Here is a 17,190-nt window from a genome sequence, read left to right as displayed (position 1 = left end):
TTGGAGTTTGACCCCATGAGCAAAAAACTCAGAGCGGCCATTATCGGCCCGGGCAATATCGGCACCGATCTGCTGATGAAAATGTGTCGATCGGAATGGATCGAGCCGGTATGGATGGTTGGTGTCGACCCTGAATCCGAAGGCCTGAAACGTGCCCGGGAAATGGGCATTAAAACCACCGCCGGCGGTGTCGATGGCTTGCTGCCGCACGTGCTCGACGACGATATTCGCATCGCTTTCGACGCCACCTCGGCCTACGTGCACGCGGAAAACAGCCGCAAGCTCAACGAGCTCGGGGTGATCATGATCGACCTCACGCCGGCGGCCATCGGCCCGTTCTGCGTGCCGCCGGTCAACCTCAAGGAGCACGCGTCGAGCCTGGCGATGAACGTCAACATGGTCACCTGCGGTGGCCAGGCGACCATCCCGATGGTGGCGGCGGTTTCGCGGGTGCAACCGGTGAGCTACGGCGAAATTGTTGCCACCGTGTCGTCCGGTTCGGTCGGCCCGGGTACCCGGCAGAACATCGACGAATTCACCCGCACCACGGCTGGTGCGGTGGAGAAGATCGGCGGCGCCCGACGCGGCAAGGCGATCATCGTCATCAACCCGGCCGAGCCGCCGCTGATGATGCGCGACACCATCCACTGCCTGACCGATGACGAGCCGAACCAGGATGCGATCCGTACCTCGGTGCTGGACATGGTTCGCGAGGTGAAGCGCTATGTGCCCGGCTACAAGCTGATCAACGGGCCGGTGTTCGACGGGCGCAAGGTATCGATCTTCATCGAGGTCGAAGGCCTCGGCGATTTCCTGCCCAAGTCCGCCGGCAACCTCGACATCATGACCGCCGCCGGTTTGCGCACGGCCGAGATGTTCGCCGAAGAAGCCCACAAGGGCACCCTGCAACTGCCTGTCCGTTGAGTGGAGAATTGCCATGAATTTGCAAGGTAAGAGCGTCCGTCTGCATGACATGAGCCTGCGCGACGGCATGCACGCCAAACAGCATCAAATCAGCATTGAACAAATGGTCTCGGTGGCCACCGGCCTTGATGCGGCCGGTGTGCCGCTGATCGAAATCACCCACGGCGATGGCCTGGGCGGTGCGTCGCTGAACTACGGCTTCCCGGCCCACAGCGACGAAGAGTACTTCGCTGCGGTGATCCCGCAGATGAAACAGGCCAAGGTTTCGGCCCTGTTGTTGCCGGGGATCGGCACCCTCGACCACCTGAAAATGGCCCATGAGCATGGGGTCTCGACCATTCGCGTGGCGACCCATTGCACCGAAGCGGACGTGTCCGGCCAGCACATCGGCATGTCGGCAAAAATGGGCCTGGACACCGTCGGCTTCCTGATGATGGCGCACATGGTCAGTCCGGAGAAGCTGCTGGAGCAGGCGCGGCTGATGGAAAGCTACGGCGCCAATTGCATCTACTGCACCGACTCGGCCGGCTACATGCTGCCCGATGAAGTGACGCAAAAGATCGGTGCCCTGCGCGCCGGCCTGAACGCCGGGACCGAAGTCGGTTTCCACGGCCACCACAACATGGGCATGGCCATCGCCAACTCCCTGGCCGCCATCGAGGCCGGTGCTGCGCGGATCGATGGGTCTGTAGCGGGCCTTGGCGCGGGGGCGGGCAACACGCCGCTGGAAGTGTTCGTCGCGGTGCTGGAGCGCATGGGCGTCAACAGTGGCGTCGACCTGTACAAGATCATGGACGTTGCCGAAGACCTGGTGGTGCCGATGATGGACCAGCCGATCCGCCTGGACCGCGATGCGCTGACCCTGGGTTACGCTGGGGTCTACAGTTCGTTCCTGCTGTTCGCCAAGCGTGCCGAGCAGAAGTATGGGATTGCTGCTCGTGAGCTGCTGGTGGAACTGGGCCGACGCGGGACGGTGGGTGGTCAGGAAGATATGATCGAAGACCTGGCGTTGACCTTGTCGCGGGCCCGTGGGGTATTGCCAACCTGATCCTTGAAGCTACGAAAAAACCACCGATGATTCGGTGGTTTTTTATGGCCGGTGAAATGTTGCGCTCAAGGCAACAGATTACGCACCAGCGGTGGATAGCAATTGATCGCCGTGCTCGCACAGCTGAAATACGCCGTGGTCGGTCGATAGGCTTCGTTTTTGAACAGTTGGCACAGGCTGGTGGACGCGCCTGCACAGACGATGATGAATAGAGCACAAGTGGATTTGCGCATGATGAGTCTCGACACGGTTTTATTGTTGTAGAGACAGGTTAGGGCGGTAGCGCGAGGGTGACTTCGTCCGAATGGACTAGCCGATCAATTTGAAGCTGCCCCGTCACCTTGTGGGAGCGAGCTTGCTCGCGATGGCGGCGTGTCAGGCACCATGGATGTTGGCTGTGCCGGCCTCTTCGCGGGCAAGCCCGCTTGTGTCTAGATCTAGGGATAAACTCTGGGGTGAGAGAGGTGAATGGCAAGCTGTGAGTCCGCGGTGCTAAAAGCACGTGTGGGAGCCAAGCTGCCATCCACCTTTCCACTCTGGCCCATAAGCCCGAACAGTTGGACGAGCGCCACTCGAATCACAAGCGTGGGCAAAGCCAGAGCACTCTCACTCCTGAGTGTAAGAGGGTTTTGCCATGATTTCCTGGGTCGGCATCGATATCTCCAAATCAAACCTGGTTGTATGGGTTCAACCTCAAGGTGAAGGTTTTGACCTTCCCAATACGTCAGAAGGCTTTGTTGAGCTGATTGAGCGCCTGAGCCAGTACGAGGTTGACCGGGTTCTGCTGGAGGCCACCGGTGGGTACGAATGCAAGGTCATGGCGGCACTGCAGGGCGCCAACTTCAAAGTGCTTAGAATCAATCCCCGCCGGGCCAGAGCCTTCGCCGTGGCCATGGGCAAGAATGCCAAGACCGACCCCATCGACGCGGCCGTGCTGGCGGACTTCGCTGAAGTGCTGCATGCATCCCGCGACAAGATCATTTCGCCGGAACGTGAAGCGCTGCGCGAGCTGATCCAGTTGCGCGAGCAGTTTGTTCAGCAACGAGACGACAACAAGCGCCGGCTTCAGCAAGTTCAACTACCCGCTGTTACCGTGGCGATCAAAGGTCTTGTTCACTACCTGCAAGTGCAGATCAAGCAGCTCGATAAAACCATCCATCAGAGCATGCATGAGCTGGATGCCGAAAAAGCCGAGCGACTCATTTCCGTTAAAGGCATCGGTACGGTGGCCACAGCCAGCTTGCTGGTTTATCTGCCCGAATTGGGAGCGCTTGATCGTCGTGAAGTGGCGGCCTTGGCGGGAATTGCGCCGTACAACGACGACAGCGGCAATCACAGCGGAAAACGTCAAATCTACGGAGGCAGAGCCCGCGTCAGACGTGCGCTTTACATGTCTTGCTGGGTCGTGATCCGTCATCAGCCAGACTTCAAGGCACGTTATGACGCTCTTCGGGAGCGAGGCAAGAGCGCGAAAGTCGCGCTCATCGCCTGCATGCGGATCCTACTGATCAGGCTGAATGCCATGTTGCGGGACGGCACCGAGTGGCGGTGACGAGTGGCAGGGGGAAGACAGTTGCTCCCACAAGGTTATTGGGTGTTCCCGGGATTTGCGTCAGGCCGTGACCCTCCGTGGGAGCGAGCCTGCTCGCGAAAGTGGTGTGTCAGGCGAAATGGATGTTGAAGGTGCCGACCCCTTCGCGAGCAGGCTCGCTCCCACAGGTTCTGTGTCGTGTCAGGTTCTTCGGGCGAGGGCGCCCATGGCCATGAACAGTGCGGCGATTGCCCGCGCTTCGTGCAGTTCGCCGCGGGCCACCAGTTCAGGGATCTGTGCCAGGGGGACTCGCAGGCATTCAAGGGGTTCGGGTTCGTCGCCTTCGAGTTGGCAGGGGCTCAGTTGTTCGGCCAGTACGACCCGGTAGCGATGGCACAAATGCCCCGGTGCCAGGGTCAGCTCGCCCAGTTCGGTGAGGCGTGCGGCGCGCAGGCCGACTTCTTCGCTCAGCTCGCGCTGCGCTGCCTGCAGGTAGTCTTCATCGGGCTCGGCGCCACCCTTGGGCAGGCCGAGTATGGTTTTTTCCACACCGACCGCGTATTCGCGCACCAGCAGCACATGCTCTGGATCAGGCATCGCCACCAGCATAACCGAGCGATATCCGGTGCCGCGCAGGCGTTCGTAGACCCGCTGCTGGCCGTTGCTGAATTGCAGGTGCAGGGCTTCGATTTGAAAGTGGCCGCTTTGCGCCAGCAGTTCAGTCTTGAGGATGGTTGGGCAGTTGCGCATGGGGCAGTCCCCTGTTTGGGATGAGGACACTGTGCGCTGTACAACGGGGGCCGCCATCGTCCGAGCGGACGAGGGCGGCAATGAGGGTCAGCCGAGGGTCGCCACGCTGCGCAGGATCAGGCGCACCAGCATGGTCTGGCGGGTCACGCCGGTCTTGGAGAAGGTCGAGCGCAGGTGTGCCCGCGAGGTGTTGCGGCTGATGCCCAGCTCTTCCGAGGCTTCGTCCAGGGTCAGACCGTTGGCCAGCAGCATCGCCAGCTGGGTTTCCGCCGGGGTGAAGTCGAACAGCGCGCGCACGATTTCCTGCGGTGCGGTGGACTGTTGTTCCGGGTCGCTGATGAAAATCACCACGGTCGGGCACTGCTTGCCTTCGCTCCAGTCGGTCAAAGGCACCGAACGCACGATGATCCCCAGGTCCGCTTTCCCGGACGGCCGCTGCACGCGCAGGGCTTCGACCACCGACGGGTTGCTGCTCTTTTGCGACAGCAGCGACTGCTTGACCAGGCGGCGGAACTCCTGGGTGTCCCGGGCCGTGCCCACCTGCAGGCCATCGTTGACCAGTTTGATGCCGTCCTTTTCCTGGATCAGCCGGTCGGCCACCTGGTTGGTCTGCAGCACCTTGCCGGACTCGTCGAGGATGATCGTGCCGACCGCCATCTGGTTCACCGCGCCGGCGTACAGGTTGCGCTCGGCTTCGATGCGGTTGAGCTGCATGTGGATCTTGATCGACCGCTCCAGGTGCGGAATGAAATGCGTGAGCATGGCCTTTTCTTCGTTGCCGAAAGGCTTGTCGTCACGTCCGCGGCTGATGCGAATGCGGCACTGGGCGCCGTCGACGGTGTTGATGTCGGCACCGAGGATGTGGAACACGTCCACCGGCTCAAGGAAGTTCTTGTAGAACTCGGAATGCTGCCAGTCGTCGTTGGAGACGAACTCGGCGAGGGTCACGACCTGGCGGTTGGGCAGGTCGACAAAGGGGTCGAGGCTGAAAAAGTGTTTGTTGTACGACGCGGTCGCCTCGGTCGAAGTGCCGGTGGTGTTGACCATCAAACCGTCCACGTGGGCGCTGGGCGGACGCAGGATGAAGGTCACGTACTTGCTGTTCAGATGCACATTGAGCTGATTGAGGAACGTCGCCCAGGGAATGTTTTCCAGCGGACCCTGATAGAGGTTGCCGATCAAATCACTGAACGTATCGAGGCTGAGGCTCTGCTGCATAGGGAAAAACCGTTTTTATTATTAGCGTTGGCGGTGGCCGAGAATAAGCGCCGGCATCGACTCCTTGCAACGCTCGGGCTCAGGGCCTGACAGGCGGCAGCCGGTCAGGCCCGGGGCGGGCGAAAAGCCGCTGGCGTCAGACCCGTTCGCTGGCGCGCACGACAAACTTCTTGTGTTCGGCAACGTCCGCCGACAGCGCCTCGACGTCGGTGTAGAACTGCTCGTACCAACGGCGCAACTGATAGACCGGACCGTCGCCGTCACACAGCAGCGGGTTGTCGACGCGGGTCTTGCTGTGCCAGATGGCCACGTCTTCGTAGAAGGCTGCCTGGGCCTGTGCCACATAGGCCTTGGCCATTTCCTGGTTCTGCTCTTCGCTGAGTCCCGGGATTTTTTTCACCAGCACGCCGTAGCGCAGGGTGAAACTGTCCAGATCGATCGGCACGTGGCAGTTGAGCAGGATCGAATGGATTGGCTGGCCGTTCATGGCGCCGTTCATTTCAGTGATCTGATAGGCCGGGCCGAAGTAGGTGGCTTCGGTGGTCAACACGCTGTCGCCGGACAGGCGTTCGCTGCGGGCGCGCATGATCTGGGTGGCCAGGTGGCCTTCGAAAATATTGATGAACTCATCGACTGGCGCACCGTGCACGGTGCCGAAGTGCGCCATGTCGGCGATGTTGTCGATCAGTTCGCGGCAGTTGGTGCCAATCTGCAATTCGGCGACTTCCCACTCGGCCCATTCGTCGCTGTAGCAGGCGTCGATGCGCGGAATGCGTTGTTCCGGCAGCGGCGCGTTGCCTTCGGGGTCATTCCAGACGAACAGCAGCTGGTTCTCTTCCATGATCGGCCAGCTTTTGATCCTGGCCCGTGGCGGAATGCGCTTGGCGTAGGGGATGTCGTCGCACACGCCATCGGCGCCCCAGCGCCATGCGTGGAACGGGCAACGGATCGAGTTGCCCTCAACGCAACCGGTGCTCAGGTCGGCACCCATGTGCGGGCAGTAGCCATCAAGAATATGCAGTTCGCCGTCTTCACCCTGGAACGCCACCAAGCGGGTGCCGAACACCTCCAGGCGATGGGCCTTGCCGTCGCGGTATTGCGCGGCCAGGCCCAGGCAATGCCAGCCACGGGCGTAACGGTCTTCCAGCAGTTTGGCTTCGATGCGGTGCAGGGTACTCATCTTATTATTCTCCCAAGGGATCACGGGGTTGGCGCATGTAAGGGATTCTGCCGCCCCTGTAAAAGCGGGCATCGTCTGAATGGACGATGGCTGCTTTAAGTAGGCCCGCTCTACTGGCGCCATTGGACCCATGGCAGGAGTTGGCGATGAGTAATGAACAAGGGCCGGTCGCGGTGATTACCGGGGCCGCCAGTGGTATTGGCCGAGGTCTGGCCGAGCATGCGGTGACACTGGGCATGCGCCTGGTGCTGGCGGATCGGGATGCGGCGGGCCTGCAAGCCCTGTGCGACGAATTGAAGGCCGGTGGTGCGCAAGCGATTGCCTGCGTCACCGATGTCGGTGAGGTGCAGCAGGTCGAGCGCTTGCGTGACCGGGCTGTCGAGCACTTTGGCGGGGTCGACCTGCTGTTCAACAACGCCGGCGTCATGCAGACCGGCTTCAGCTGGGAAATCACCGAGGCGCAATGGCAGCGCATGCTCGACGTCAACCTGGGCGGCGTGATCAACGGCATTCGCAGTTTCGTGCCGCTGTTGCTCAGCCAGGGCCGGGCAGCCCATGTGATCAACACCGCGTCCCTTGCCGGGCTGGTCAGCAGTCCGTTGATGGCACCGTACAACGTGACCAAGCAGGCGGTGGTCGCGCTCTCGGAAACCCTGCATTACGAACTCGCCATGCTCGGAGCGCCGGTGTCGGTTTCGGTGCTGTGCCCGGGGCCGGTGGCGAGTGAAATCATGGCGTCGAACCAGGTGGTGGACAGCGCCGGATCCGACTTCAGTCAACTGCTCGACAGCACCATTCGCCAGGGCATGACCCCGGCGGAACTGGCCGCGCAAGTGTTCGCCGCCGTCGCGCAAAAACGCTTCTGGATCCTGCCCCACAAGGGCTTCAAACCGGCCCTTGAGCGCCGGGTACAAAGCATCCTGGGCGAGACCAATCCGCAATTTCAAATGACCGACGTAGAGGACGATGCCCATGCCGCTCGATAAGCAGATCGCCGGGGTTCTCCAGCAATTTCGCGACCTCCCGGAACCCGATTTCAGCCAGGTCGATGCCGCTCAGTACCGGCAGTTCTCCGATAACCTGTTGCCGGCCATCCCCGGCGATCCGATGAGCGAGGTGCGCGATCTTAAAGTGGCCGGCGCGGACGGTGATCTGGATGCACGGCTGTACCGGCCATCGCAAGCGTCCGACCTGCCGTTGCTGGTGTTTTTCCATGGCGGCGGATTTGTCATGGGCAATCTCGATACCCACGATAATCTTTGCCGTTCGCTGGCGCGCCAGACCGAGGCGGTGGTGGTGTCCGTGGCTTATCGATTGGCCCCGGAACACCCGTTCCCGGCGGCGCCCCTCGACTGCTATGCGGCCACCTGCTGGCTGGTTGAGCAGGCGGCTGAACTGCGCGTCGATGGCAGCCGGTTGGCCGTGGCCGGCGACAGTGCGGGTGGCAATCTGGCGCTGGCGGTCAGCCAACTGGCGGCGCAAGGCAAGGGACCGAAGATCAGCTATCAGTGCCTGTTCTACCCGGTCACCGATGCGGGATGCGACAGTCAGTCCTTCGAGGAATTCGCCGAAAGTTATCTGCTTTCCGCCAAGGCGATGCGCTGGTTCTGGCAGCAATACCTGCAAGAGGATGGACAAGCGGATGATCCGTTGGCCTCGCCATTACGAGCCGAAAGCCTGGCAGGCTTGCCGCCGACCACATTGTTCAGCGCCGGATTCGATCCCCTGCGGGACGAGGGCGAAGCGTTGGCCGAGTGCCTGCGCGAAGCCGGTGTGGCGGTGCGCGTGCAGCGTTACGAGGGCATGATCCACGGTTTTATCAGCATGGCGCCGTTTGTTGAAGCAGCAGCACAAGCATTGACGGAAGCTTGTGCCGATTTGCGCGGGGCACTCAAATGAGCGGCCTGGTTTTCAACACGGTGCCGCAACTGATCGAGGCCATTGGTGCCGGTCAGATGGTGGTGATCACCGACGATGAACACAACGGTGAAGGCTCACTGCTGATGGCCGCCGAACAGGCAGGGGCCGAGGCCGTCACCTTCATGGCGGTGCAGGCACGCGGGTTGATTTGCCTGGCCTTGACCGAGCAGCGCTGCCGCGCGCTGGGCCTGGACCTGATGGTGCCCAACTCCCGGGCGCAACATGGCGTGGGGTTTACCCGCTCGATCGAAGCCGCCACCGGGGTGTCCACCGGCATCTCGGCGGCAGACCGGGCGCGGTCGATCCAGGTGGCGGTCGACCCGGCCAGCGTACCGGCGGACCTGGTGCAACCGGGGCATATCTTCCCGGTGCAGGCCTTGCCCGGTGGCGTGATGCAGCGGGCCGGACATGTCGAGGCCGCTTGCGACCTGACACGGCTGGCGGGGCGGCAACCGGCGGCGACCCTGGTGGGCATTCTCAACGAGGACGGCGAACTGGCCCGTGGCGCCGAGTTGCATGAATTCGCCCAGCGTCATGGCTTGCGGATCGGCACCATCGCTGACCTGATTCACTATCGCATCCTGCATGAGGGCACGATCGAGCGCGGTGGTGAGTATCCGTTACAGACTCGCCACGGCGAGTTCCAGGTGACGACCTATCAGGACACCTACCAGGGCGCGTTGCACCTGGCACTGGTCAAGGGCCGGATCGACAGCACACAACCGGTGCTGGTGCGGGTGCAAAGCATCGAGACGTTGCGCGACGTTCTGGGCTGTGAAAGCGAAGGCGGGACACAGCAGTGGACGCTCGAACGCTCGCTGGCGAGCATCGCCGCCGCCGGTGACGGCGTACTGGTGTTGCTGGCACAGAAGGAAACCGCCGACGGCGTGCTTGAACAACTGCGCCAGCGCAGCGGCGGCAAGCCGCGCACACCGCAGTTTCCGCAACGGACCCTGGGCATCGGCGCACAGATCCTGCGCGACCAGAACGTGCGCAAAATGCGCCTGATGAGCTCGCCGGTGCCCTACAAGGCCGTGTCCGGTTTCGATCTGGAAGTGACCGAGTTCGTGCCGTTTCAACCCACCCTCTGAAGCATCCATATACCCCTGTAGGAGCTGGCTTGCCAGCGATGGCGGCCTGTCAGGCAACATCAATGTTGAATGTGCCGACCTCATCGCTGGCAAGCCAGCTCCCACAAGGTTATTGGGCGCTCCCGGGATTTGCGTCTGTCTGCAATCGCCTGTAGGAGCTGGCTTGCCAGCGAAGGCGGCCTGTCAGGCAACATCAATGTTGAATGTGCCGACCTCATCGCTGGCAAGCCAGCTCCCACAAGGTTATTGGGCGCTCCCGGGATTTGCGTCTGTCTGCAATCGCCTGTAGGAGCTGGCTTGCCAGCGAAGGCGGCCTGTCAGGCAACATCAATGTTGAATGGGCCGGCCTCATCGCTGGCAAGCCAGCTCCCACAAGGTTATTGGGCGCTCCCGGGATTTGCGTCTGGCTGCAATCGCCTGTGGGAGCTGGCTTGCCAGCGAAGGCGGCCTGTCAGCCAACATCAATGCTGAATGTGCCGGCCTGCGGTTAAGGTTTGATTGCCTGCAACATCTTCTTCGCCTGATCCTGCACCGCCTCCGGTGCCGTCATGTTGCCGTCGATCACGGTGATCACCGCGTGGCCTTGCCACAGTTGGTACGCATCGGCCTTTTGCTGGGCTTCGGTCGGTGACGACGGGGCGGCCAGGTTGACGTGGACCACGCCGTCGGCGCCGCGCTGTGAGGTGAAGTTCACCCGGTCCCAGTTACCGATCGGGGCAAAGCTCACGCCCTTGACCTCATCGGGTTTCAGCGGCGGGTAGTTGAGGTTCAGGCCGCTGACACCCGGCAGGCCCAGCACGTTCAAATCACACGGATGTTTGCTCCTGGCACAGGCCTGTCTGGCTTCTGTACCGGCCAGGCTCGCCTGTTCTATCACCTTCACGGCAAAGCGCGCCGTGTCGTCCATCGCACCGAGGGTCTTGCGGACCCCGGCCTGCTGGTCGCGGATGATCAGGTCCATGTCGATGGCCGTGGACACCGCCACCGCCGGAACCCCTTTGAACATCGCCCGCACAGCCGCGTTGAGGGTGCCGGACATCTGCGTCAGCGGGCCGACGTTTTCGCCAAAGTTGCTGCCCGAGACCACCAGGTCCGGCGGCGAATCCTTGAGGATCACGTCGAGGCCGACGTTGACCGCATCCACCGGCGTGCCAATAGCGGAAGTCTTGCCGGCGGGCGGTGTATAGCCCTCCGGTGGTCCGACGCAATACCGACCCGGCGCCAGTTCGGTCACCGCCAGGGCCTGGCCGGGTACGACCACGCTGGCGGCACTGATACCGCTGCTGTCGTTCAACGGGCCGACCAGGGTGACTTTATGCCCGGCAGCGGTCAGGGCGCGGTACATCGCATCGATGCCGGGTGCGCGGCAGCCATCGTCGTTGGTCAACAGGATGTTCAGGGCATTGGCTTGCATCGACAGGCCAACGCTGGCCATGGCGATGACGCCGGTGAGGAGTTTGTTCATGGGGACTGTTCCGTGGGAGGCGCGGATTTTACAAAGCACAACGCCCCGACCGAAGAAATCGGTCGGGGCGCGGTGAGTTTAGCGGGTGCCGAGTTTGCGCAGGTTGCCAGGGGTGAATTCGTCTTCGGTGAAGGCGGTGGCGTTGAGCTTGGCCGGTTTCTGATTGACCAGCATGCGGTCAACCAGATAGGAGCCGGCGATCAGGTCGTGGTAGATGCCGAGGCGAGCGTGGTAGCGCTGCATCTCGTAGGCGTAGATCGAGGTCTGCATGTTGGTGCGCCACAACTGGCCACGGCTGTCGTAGTTGTCGGCCATGGTGGCCGACCAGGTGTCCTCGTCGAGGTACAGCACACGCTTGGCATACACGTGGCGGGCGCCTTCCTTGAGGTTGGCCTGCAACACCCAGACGCGGTGTTTCTCGTAGCGCATGTACTGCGGATCGACGTGGCCGGTGGTGTCCAGGATCTGGTCGACCGTTACGCTCGGGTCGTCGATCTTGTAGTTGTGGTACGGGATGTAGATCTCTTTCTTGCCGACGATGGTCCAGTTGTAGCGGTCCGGCGCACCGTTGAACAAACGGTCTTCGTCGTACACGCGAAAACCACCGGCACCGGTCGGTGAGTCGTAGCCCACGGTCGGTGCGCGACGTACCCGGCGTTGGCCCGGGCTGTACTGCCAGGCCTGGCGCGGGGAGGCGGTCGGGTTGATGAACTCGTGGCCGACCACGATTTCGCCTTTCTTGCGTACCGGTTCCAGGGTGGTGATCATGAAGTGGGTGAACACACCGTTGGCGGTATCCAGGGCTTTGTCCGGACTCGACCAGATCGAGAAGATCTTGTAGTCGACCTCTTCCAGCACCTTTTCCTTGTTGGAGTAAACCACTGCCTGGCCGTAGGTGGCCTCTTCAGTGCTGGCGCGCCCCTGCAAGGTATGGTTGAACATCAACTCGCTGCCGTTCTTCGGGATCGGGAACGGCGAAGCACCCCAAGCGTTTTTCGTGTCGTTGTTGTCATTGTCGAGTTCGGCAGTGACGGCGTTTTTCTTGATCTGGTCTTCCAGGCGCTGATCGAGGCGGAAGTCGCGGTGGCTCGGGTACACCGGGATCTTGAACGTATCAGGGTAACGCTTGAGCAGCGCTTTCTGGCCATCGGTCAGGTTGTCGGCGTACTTGTCCATGTTCTTCGAATCGATCACGAACAACGGTTTTTCCGCGGCGTACGGGTCCGGATACGGGGTGCCGGGGCCGGCGTATTTGAGGCCAGGTGGCAGACCGCGCCATTTGCCGGTCCAGGCCGGGATGCTGCCGTCGGCGTTGCCGGCTTTTTCGGCGCCCATCGGGGTCAGGTCCTGGCCCAGGTGGGCGGCTTCTTCGGGGCTGACCTTGGCGTAGGCCAGGCCACTGCCGAGCAGGCCGACGGTCAGCGCCGTGCTCAATAATGTTTGGGTGAATCTGGACATGCTGTGCTCCTCCGACAGGGGAATCAGAACCGGTACTTGAAGTTGAGCGCGACGTTGTCGCGGTCGGCCAACGGGCTGTTGTTGGCGTTGCCGAGGTATGCGTTGTAGCGGGCCTCGACGGTGAAGTTGCCCAGGTAGCGCCACGAACTGCCGATGCTGGCGCGGTTATCGTTCTGGCCGGCATTGATCGAGCCGACCATCGAACTGTCGCCGTGGGCGGCGGCGCTGAAGGTGACAGGCACCGACATGTCCCATCCGCTGAACACGTCGTTGTAGTCAAAGTTCGCCTGCACCGTGTAGCCCCAGGCATCGCGGTCATAGACCAGGCTGTCGGTTCCCGGCAGCGCGAAGCCCGGCGCCAGGGTGACCGGCTGCGACTTGTCGTTGCTGACCACGGTGTTGTAGACCACCTCGCCGGTCAGGGTGGTGTTGTCGGCGAAGGAGGTCGGGCCGAGCACGTAGATCATCGACGTTTGCGCCTGCACGGTCTTGCCACGCACAGGGCTGGAGAAACCGTTGTCGACCATCACCGGCGTGCCGTCGCGGTAGCTGACTTCACCGGCCCAGCTGACGTCGCCCAGCACGGTGGCGAAGCTCGCGCCGAACAGGTCGATGTTGTCGAAGTAGCGCACCTGGTAGCGGCCCAGTGTGGTCGCGAAATCCAGCGACGGGGTCTTGTCGTGATAGCGCGAGTAGTAGATGCCGAACTCGGTGTTGTTCAACGACTCGGCGGCGTAGGTGAAGGCCAGACCGTACTGGCCGCTGTCGCTCGGCTTGTCGTCCTTGAGGCGGGTGACGAAACCGGAGGCGTCGTTGAAGCCGCCCTCATCGATGAAGTCGGTGGTGGAGAAGTAGCTACCCACGCCGAACAGCTCGGTCTTTTCCCACTTGTATTGGTAGTACGCCTGGACACCCAGGCTTTCGGTCAGGGCGAACTGGGTGAACAGTTGGCCGACCGGCAGCAGGATTTCCTTGACCTCGACGCCCGGGGTGGTCGCCTTGGTTGCGTCGACCGGGCTCTGCGCTGCGGAAATACCCGGGTAGAACAGACTCTCACCCCAGCTGACGACCTGGTTACCCAGGCGCGCGTTGAGGGCGTGGCCGCTCACGTCCCAGGTGCCGTAGGCGTAGTAATCGAGCATGCGCAGTTCATTGCGATGCTGGTCGATGGTGTCCTGGGAGAAACGGTCGGGTTGGCTGCAATGGCCACCGGCGAAGCAGTTCGAGGTGCCGGTGGTGTTGTCGTTGCCCTGATCGTAGACGTTGTCGTAGAAGCCCGTCGCCCGGACGAACACGCCGTAGTTGTCTTGCCACTTGATGTTGGCTTCGGTGAGAAAGGCGCTGCGGTTGTTGATCAGGCTGCCTTTGTCGAACGCGTTGTCGCCGTCGTTGGCGTTGGCATCGGCGGTCAGTTTGTGATCGCGAGACTCGGTCCGCCAGGCGAGGCTGTACGTCAGTGTGGTGTCCCAGTCGATGCTCAAGTCTTCGCTCGGCTGAAAGCTCATGGCGTTAACGTGAGCGCTTAATCCGCCAGCCAGCAACAGCAATGCCAGCTGTACGCGAGGGTGCTGTGTTGGTGGGGCGATTATTGTTTTTATCATGTCGTCCTCATGGCCCAGGTCAGACCTGCCCGACCTGCATTTCAGGGGGGTGATTGGTGCTGTGGGCGACTATGGAGTCACGACTTGCGCGCAACATCGTCCAAGCGGACTAAGCGATTTGTACGGGACACAGCACTGTAGGAGCCGGCTTGCCGGCGATTGCGTGGTGTCAGGTTTCATCTCTGTTGATTGATGCACCGCCATCGCCGGCAAGCCGGCTCCTACAGAGGGAGAGTCGTCTTCGCCTTAGTCTTATCGGACGATGAACACCCGGCGCGTGCGGCGAACAATCCCGAGACCGACTGCACCGGGCGAAGATCCGGCGGTGGCGGTTTCTGCCTGATGGGCGCTGAACAAGGGTGATCGCATGAACGCTGCCGGGATCAAATGGGACGAGTGTTGTGATGTGTTGGTGATTGGCTCGGGAGCCGGGGGCATGACCGCAGCGCTGCGCGCCCACGACCTGGGATTGAATGCGCTGCTGATCGAGAAGAGCGGCGAGTACGGCGGTACCTCGGCAGTGTCGGGCGGCGGTATCTGGATCCCCAACAACCACAGGATCAATGCTCTCGGCGGCAGTGATTCGGCAGCCGAAGCGATTGCCTACATCCGCGCCGTGACCCACGGCGAGATCGACGACGGGCGCATCGAAGCCTATGTCGAACATGGCCGGGAGATGGTCGAGTACCTGGAAAAACACACCCGGGTGCGCTTCGAGGCGCAACCTCGCTACGCTGATTACTACCCGGAAGTTGCGGGCGGCAAACCGGGCTATCGCTCGATGGATCCGCAACCCTTCGATGCCGCCGAACTCGGCGAAGAATTCCTGCGTATGCGCGCACCGTCCCCCGGCACCCTGATGATGGGACGCATGGCGATGACCATGAAGGAGGCGCAAGTGCTGCTGTGCCGTGGTCCCGGCTGGTTGCGCCTGACCCTGCGGGTGATGTGGCGCTACTGGCGTGACCGCGAGGGTCGGCGTTTGTCCCGCCGCGATCGCTACCTGACCCTGGGCAATGCCTTGATCGGTGCCTTGCGCTGTTCGTTGCAGGATCGCGGAAAATCCCTGTGGCTCAACTGTGCGCTCGAAGAGCTGCTGTTGGTCGGCGACCGGGTCGGCGGTGCGCGGGTCAATCGCAACGGTCAGTTGCTCAACGTCAAGGCGCGCTACGGGGTGATCGTTGCCGCCGGTGGTTTCGAACGCAACCAGGCGATGCGCGAGCAGTACCTGCCGCAGCCGTCCCGGGCCAACTGGAGTGCCACGCCGCCGAACAATACCGGCGACGGCATTCGCGCCGGCCAGGCCATTGGTGCGCGGACCGCGTTGATGGAGCACAGCTGGTGGGCGCCAACCACTTACGTCAAGGGCGAAGAGAAGCAGCGTGCGTTGTTCGTCGAACGTACCTTGCCGGGGTGCGTGATGGTCAACGCCGCGGGCGAACGTTTCGTCAACGAAGCCGCGCCCTATACCGATATCGTTTATGCGATGTACGCCAACAACCGCGAAGGCGCTGCGAGCGTGCCGTGCTGGATGGTGTTCGACGCCGAGTTCCGCCGCAAATACCCGTGCGGTGCCTTGCTGCCGGGCTATGCCCAGCGCGACTGGCAATTGCCCGAGCATCTGCGTGACTACTTCCACAAGGCGTCGAGCCTGGAAGAGCTGGCGACGAAAATCGGCGTCGACGCTGGCGGGCTGCTGCGTACCGTGCAGCGCTTCAATGGTATGGCCGTGAAGGGCGTCGACGAGGATTTCCACAAGGGCGACTCACTGTTCGACCGCTACTACGGCGACCCGAACGTGCAACCCAATCCGTGTCTGGCGCCATTGCTCAAGGGGCCGTTCTACGCCGTACGCATCGACGCCGGCGACATCGGCACCAAGGGGGGGCTGCTGACCGACGTGCATGCCCGCGTGTTGCACGAAGACGGGCAACCGATCAACGGCCTGTACGCCATCGGCAACAGCGCCGCCTCGATGATGGGCCGCACTTATCCAGGTGCCGGCTCGACCATAGGCCCGGCCATGACCTTCGGTTACCTGGCTGCCAATCACATCAAGCGCCAGAGCGAAACCGCTTCGGCGAAAACCTTGTTCGGGAGCGTTGAATGAATCAGCCACGTCAACAGATTGCTATCGTGACCGGTGCCAGTCGCGGAGTGGGCCAGGGCATCGCCTTGGCCCTCGGGGCGGTCGGCATGACCGTATACGTCACTGGCCGCGCCCCGGCGCAGGGTGGATCGAATCTGTACGGACATGCCCTGCACGGCTCGCTGGAGGACACCGCCGCCGCGATCACCGCCGCGGGTGGACGCGGTATCGCGGTAGTCTGTGACCACGCCGATGATGCGCAGGTTCGGGCGCTGTTCGAGAGGGTAGAGCAGGAATGCGGGCACCTGGATTTGCTGGTGAACAATGCCGCGTTCATCCATGACCAGTTGATCGAACCGGGGCCGTTCTGGGCCAAACCGCTGGAGCTGGTACGGATTCTCGACGTCGGCCTGCGCTCGGCCTACATCGCCAGCTACTACGCCGCACCGCTGCTGCTGAAAAGTGCCCAAGGGCTGATTTGCTTCACTTCGTCCTTCGGGGCCGGGTGCTACATGCACGGCCCGGCGTACGGCGCGCAAAAGGCTGGCGTTGATAAACTGGCGGCGGACATGGCCATTGATTTCGAGGGGCAGGGCGTGGCGGCGTTGTCGCTGTGGCTCGGCCCGCAACTGACCGAACGCACCCGGATTGCCGGCGAGCAGCACGGCGAGCAGTACCAGGCGTTTCTTGCCCATGCCGAAACCCCGCAGTTCAACGGGCGGGTGATCCATGCCTTGCTCAATGATCCGCAACTGATGGCGCTGTCCGGGCAGACCTTGATCACCGCCGAAATCGCGCCCGGCTACGGCATCAGCGAAGCCGAAGGCCGCCAGCCGCCGTCGCACCGCGCCATGCTCGGCGATCCGCGCAAGCAACATCCGGCGCGGGTGGTCTGATCCACTGCTAATAAACCAC

The 17,190-nt window shown here is 62.2% G+C and carries 15 protein-coding genes; 8 read left to right on the top strand and 7 right to left on the bottom strand.

The window, feature by feature from the left end:
* The first annotated feature begins 15 nt into the window (after positions 1-15).
* Positions 16-924, top strand: coding sequence for an acetaldehyde dehydrogenase (acetylating) (locus CD175_RS04940; RefSeq protein ID WP_104447892.1), 909 nt, complete (start codon positions 16-18; stop codon positions 922-924).
* Positions 925-937: 13 nt separating this feature from the next.
* Positions 938-1,972, top strand: a complete 1,035-nt coding sequence (gene dmpG, locus CD175_RS04935; RefSeq protein ID WP_102702278.1) for a 4-hydroxy-2-oxovalerate aldolase — start codon at positions 938-940, stop codon at positions 1,970-1,972.
* Positions 1,973-2,037: 65 nt separating this feature from the next.
* Here dmpG and CD175_RS31300 read toward each other — a convergent pair whose 3' ends face one another.
* Positions 2,038-2,205 (bottom strand): hypothetical protein, encoded by a 168-nt coding sequence (locus CD175_RS31300; protein WP_007976884.1) that lies wholly within the window; start codon positions 2,203-2,205, stop codon positions 2,038-2,040.
* 401 nt (positions 2,206-2,606) lie between these two features.
* Here CD175_RS31300 and CD175_RS04925 point away from each other — a divergent pair, with 401 nt between their 5' ends.
* A complete protein-coding gene (locus CD175_RS04925; protein ID WP_104447890.1) occupies positions 2,607-3,524 on the top strand; it encodes an IS110 family transposase in 918 nt (305 codons plus the stop codon).
* Between the two features lie 180 nt (positions 3,525-3,704).
* On the opposite strand, the gene nudE is transcribed toward CD175_RS04925, so the two are convergent.
* From nudE to CD175_RS04905, 3 genes are all read right to left on the bottom strand, one after another.
* Positions 3,705-4,253: an ADP compounds hydrolase NudE gene (gene nudE, locus CD175_RS04915; RefSeq protein ID WP_104447889.1), complete on the bottom strand. Its 549-nt coding sequence runs from the start codon at positions 4,251-4,253 to the stop codon at positions 3,705-3,707.
* 87 nt (positions 4,254-4,340) lie between these two features.
* Positions 4,341-5,471: a helix-turn-helix transcriptional regulator gene (locus tag CD175_RS04910; RefSeq protein ID WP_104447888.1), complete on the bottom strand. Its 1,131-nt coding sequence runs from the start codon at positions 5,469-5,471 to the stop codon at positions 4,341-4,343.
* 136 nt (positions 5,472-5,607) lie between these two features.
* The gene (locus CD175_RS04905; protein WP_104447887.1) at positions 5,608-6,651 is read right to left on the bottom strand and encodes a 3-ketosteroid-9-alpha-monooxygenase, oxygenase component; all 1,044 of its coding nucleotides are present in this window, start codon (positions 6,649-6,651) and stop codon (positions 5,608-5,610) included.
* A 146-nt stretch (positions 6,652-6,797) separates the two neighbouring features.
* Here CD175_RS04905 and CD175_RS04900 point away from each other — a divergent pair, with 146 nt between their 5' ends.
* The 3 genes from CD175_RS04900 to CD175_RS04890 are packed head-to-tail and all read left to right on the top strand — an operon-like array spanning position 6,798 to position 9,662.
* Entirely contained in the window at positions 6,798-7,637 is an 840-nt protein-coding gene (locus tag CD175_RS04900; RefSeq protein WP_104447886.1) for an SDR family NAD(P)-dependent oxidoreductase, read from the top strand.
* Positions 7,624-8,550: a LipP1 family hormone-sensitive lipase gene (locus tag CD175_RS04895; RefSeq protein ID WP_104447885.1), complete on the top strand. Its 927-nt coding sequence runs from the start codon at positions 7,624-7,626 to the stop codon at positions 8,548-8,550. The genes CD175_RS04900 and CD175_RS04895 overlap by 14 nt, the downstream gene beginning before the upstream one ends.
* The gene (locus CD175_RS04890) at positions 8,547-9,662 is read left to right on the top strand and encodes a 3,4-dihydroxy-2-butanone-4-phosphate synthase (protein ID WP_104447884.1); all 1,116 of its coding nucleotides are present in this window, start codon (positions 8,547-8,549) and stop codon (positions 9,660-9,662) included. The genes CD175_RS04895 and CD175_RS04890 overlap by 4 nt, the downstream gene beginning before the upstream one ends.
* A gap of 487 nt (positions 9,663-10,149) precedes the next feature.
* Here the strand turns inward: CD175_RS04890 and surE are convergent, their stop codons facing one another.
* The 3 genes from surE to CD175_RS04860 form a co-directional block, all read right to left on the bottom strand.
* The gene (surE, locus tag CD175_RS04870) at positions 10,150-11,127 is read right to left on the bottom strand and encodes a 5'/3'-nucleotidase SurE (RefSeq protein WP_104447883.1); all 978 of its coding nucleotides are present in this window, start codon (positions 11,125-11,127) and stop codon (positions 10,150-10,152) included.
* Positions 11,128-11,205: 78 nt separating this feature from the next.
* On the bottom strand, positions 11,206-12,585 hold the full coding sequence (locus CD175_RS04865; protein WP_104447882.1) for a DUF1329 domain-containing protein: 1,380 nt from the start codon (positions 12,583-12,585) through the stop codon (positions 11,206-11,208).
* 23 nt (positions 12,586-12,608) lie between these two features.
* A complete protein-coding gene (locus CD175_RS04860) occupies positions 12,609-14,186 on the bottom strand; it encodes a DUF1302 domain-containing protein (RefSeq protein WP_104447881.1) in 1,578 nt (525 codons plus the stop codon).
* A gap of 367 nt (positions 14,187-14,553) precedes the next feature.
* On the opposite strand from CD175_RS04860, the gene CD175_RS04855 reads away from it, so the two are divergent.
* Together CD175_RS04855 and CD175_RS04850 are read left to right on the top strand one after the other, a co-directional pair.
* Positions 14,554-16,296: an FAD-binding protein gene (locus tag CD175_RS04855; RefSeq protein ID WP_104447880.1), complete on the top strand. Its 1,743-nt coding sequence runs from the start codon at positions 14,554-14,556 to the stop codon at positions 16,294-16,296.
* The gene (locus CD175_RS04850) at positions 16,293-17,171 is read left to right on the top strand and encodes an SDR family NAD(P)-dependent oxidoreductase (protein WP_104447879.1); all 879 of its coding nucleotides are present in this window, start codon (positions 16,293-16,295) and stop codon (positions 17,169-17,171) included. The genes CD175_RS04855 and CD175_RS04850 overlap by 4 nt, the downstream gene beginning before the upstream one ends.
* Positions 17,172-17,190 lie beyond the last annotated feature (19 nt).

Origin of the sequence: Pseudomonas laurylsulfatiphila, from assembly GCF_002934665.1 — a bacterium.
GTDB classification, from domain to species: domain Bacteria; phylum Pseudomonadota; class Gammaproteobacteria; order Pseudomonadales; family Pseudomonadaceae; genus Aquipseudomonas; species Aquipseudomonas laurylsulfatiphila.
The sequence above is the reverse complement of the archived record's forward strand: the minus strand, read 5'-3'. Positions and strand labels throughout refer to the sequence as shown.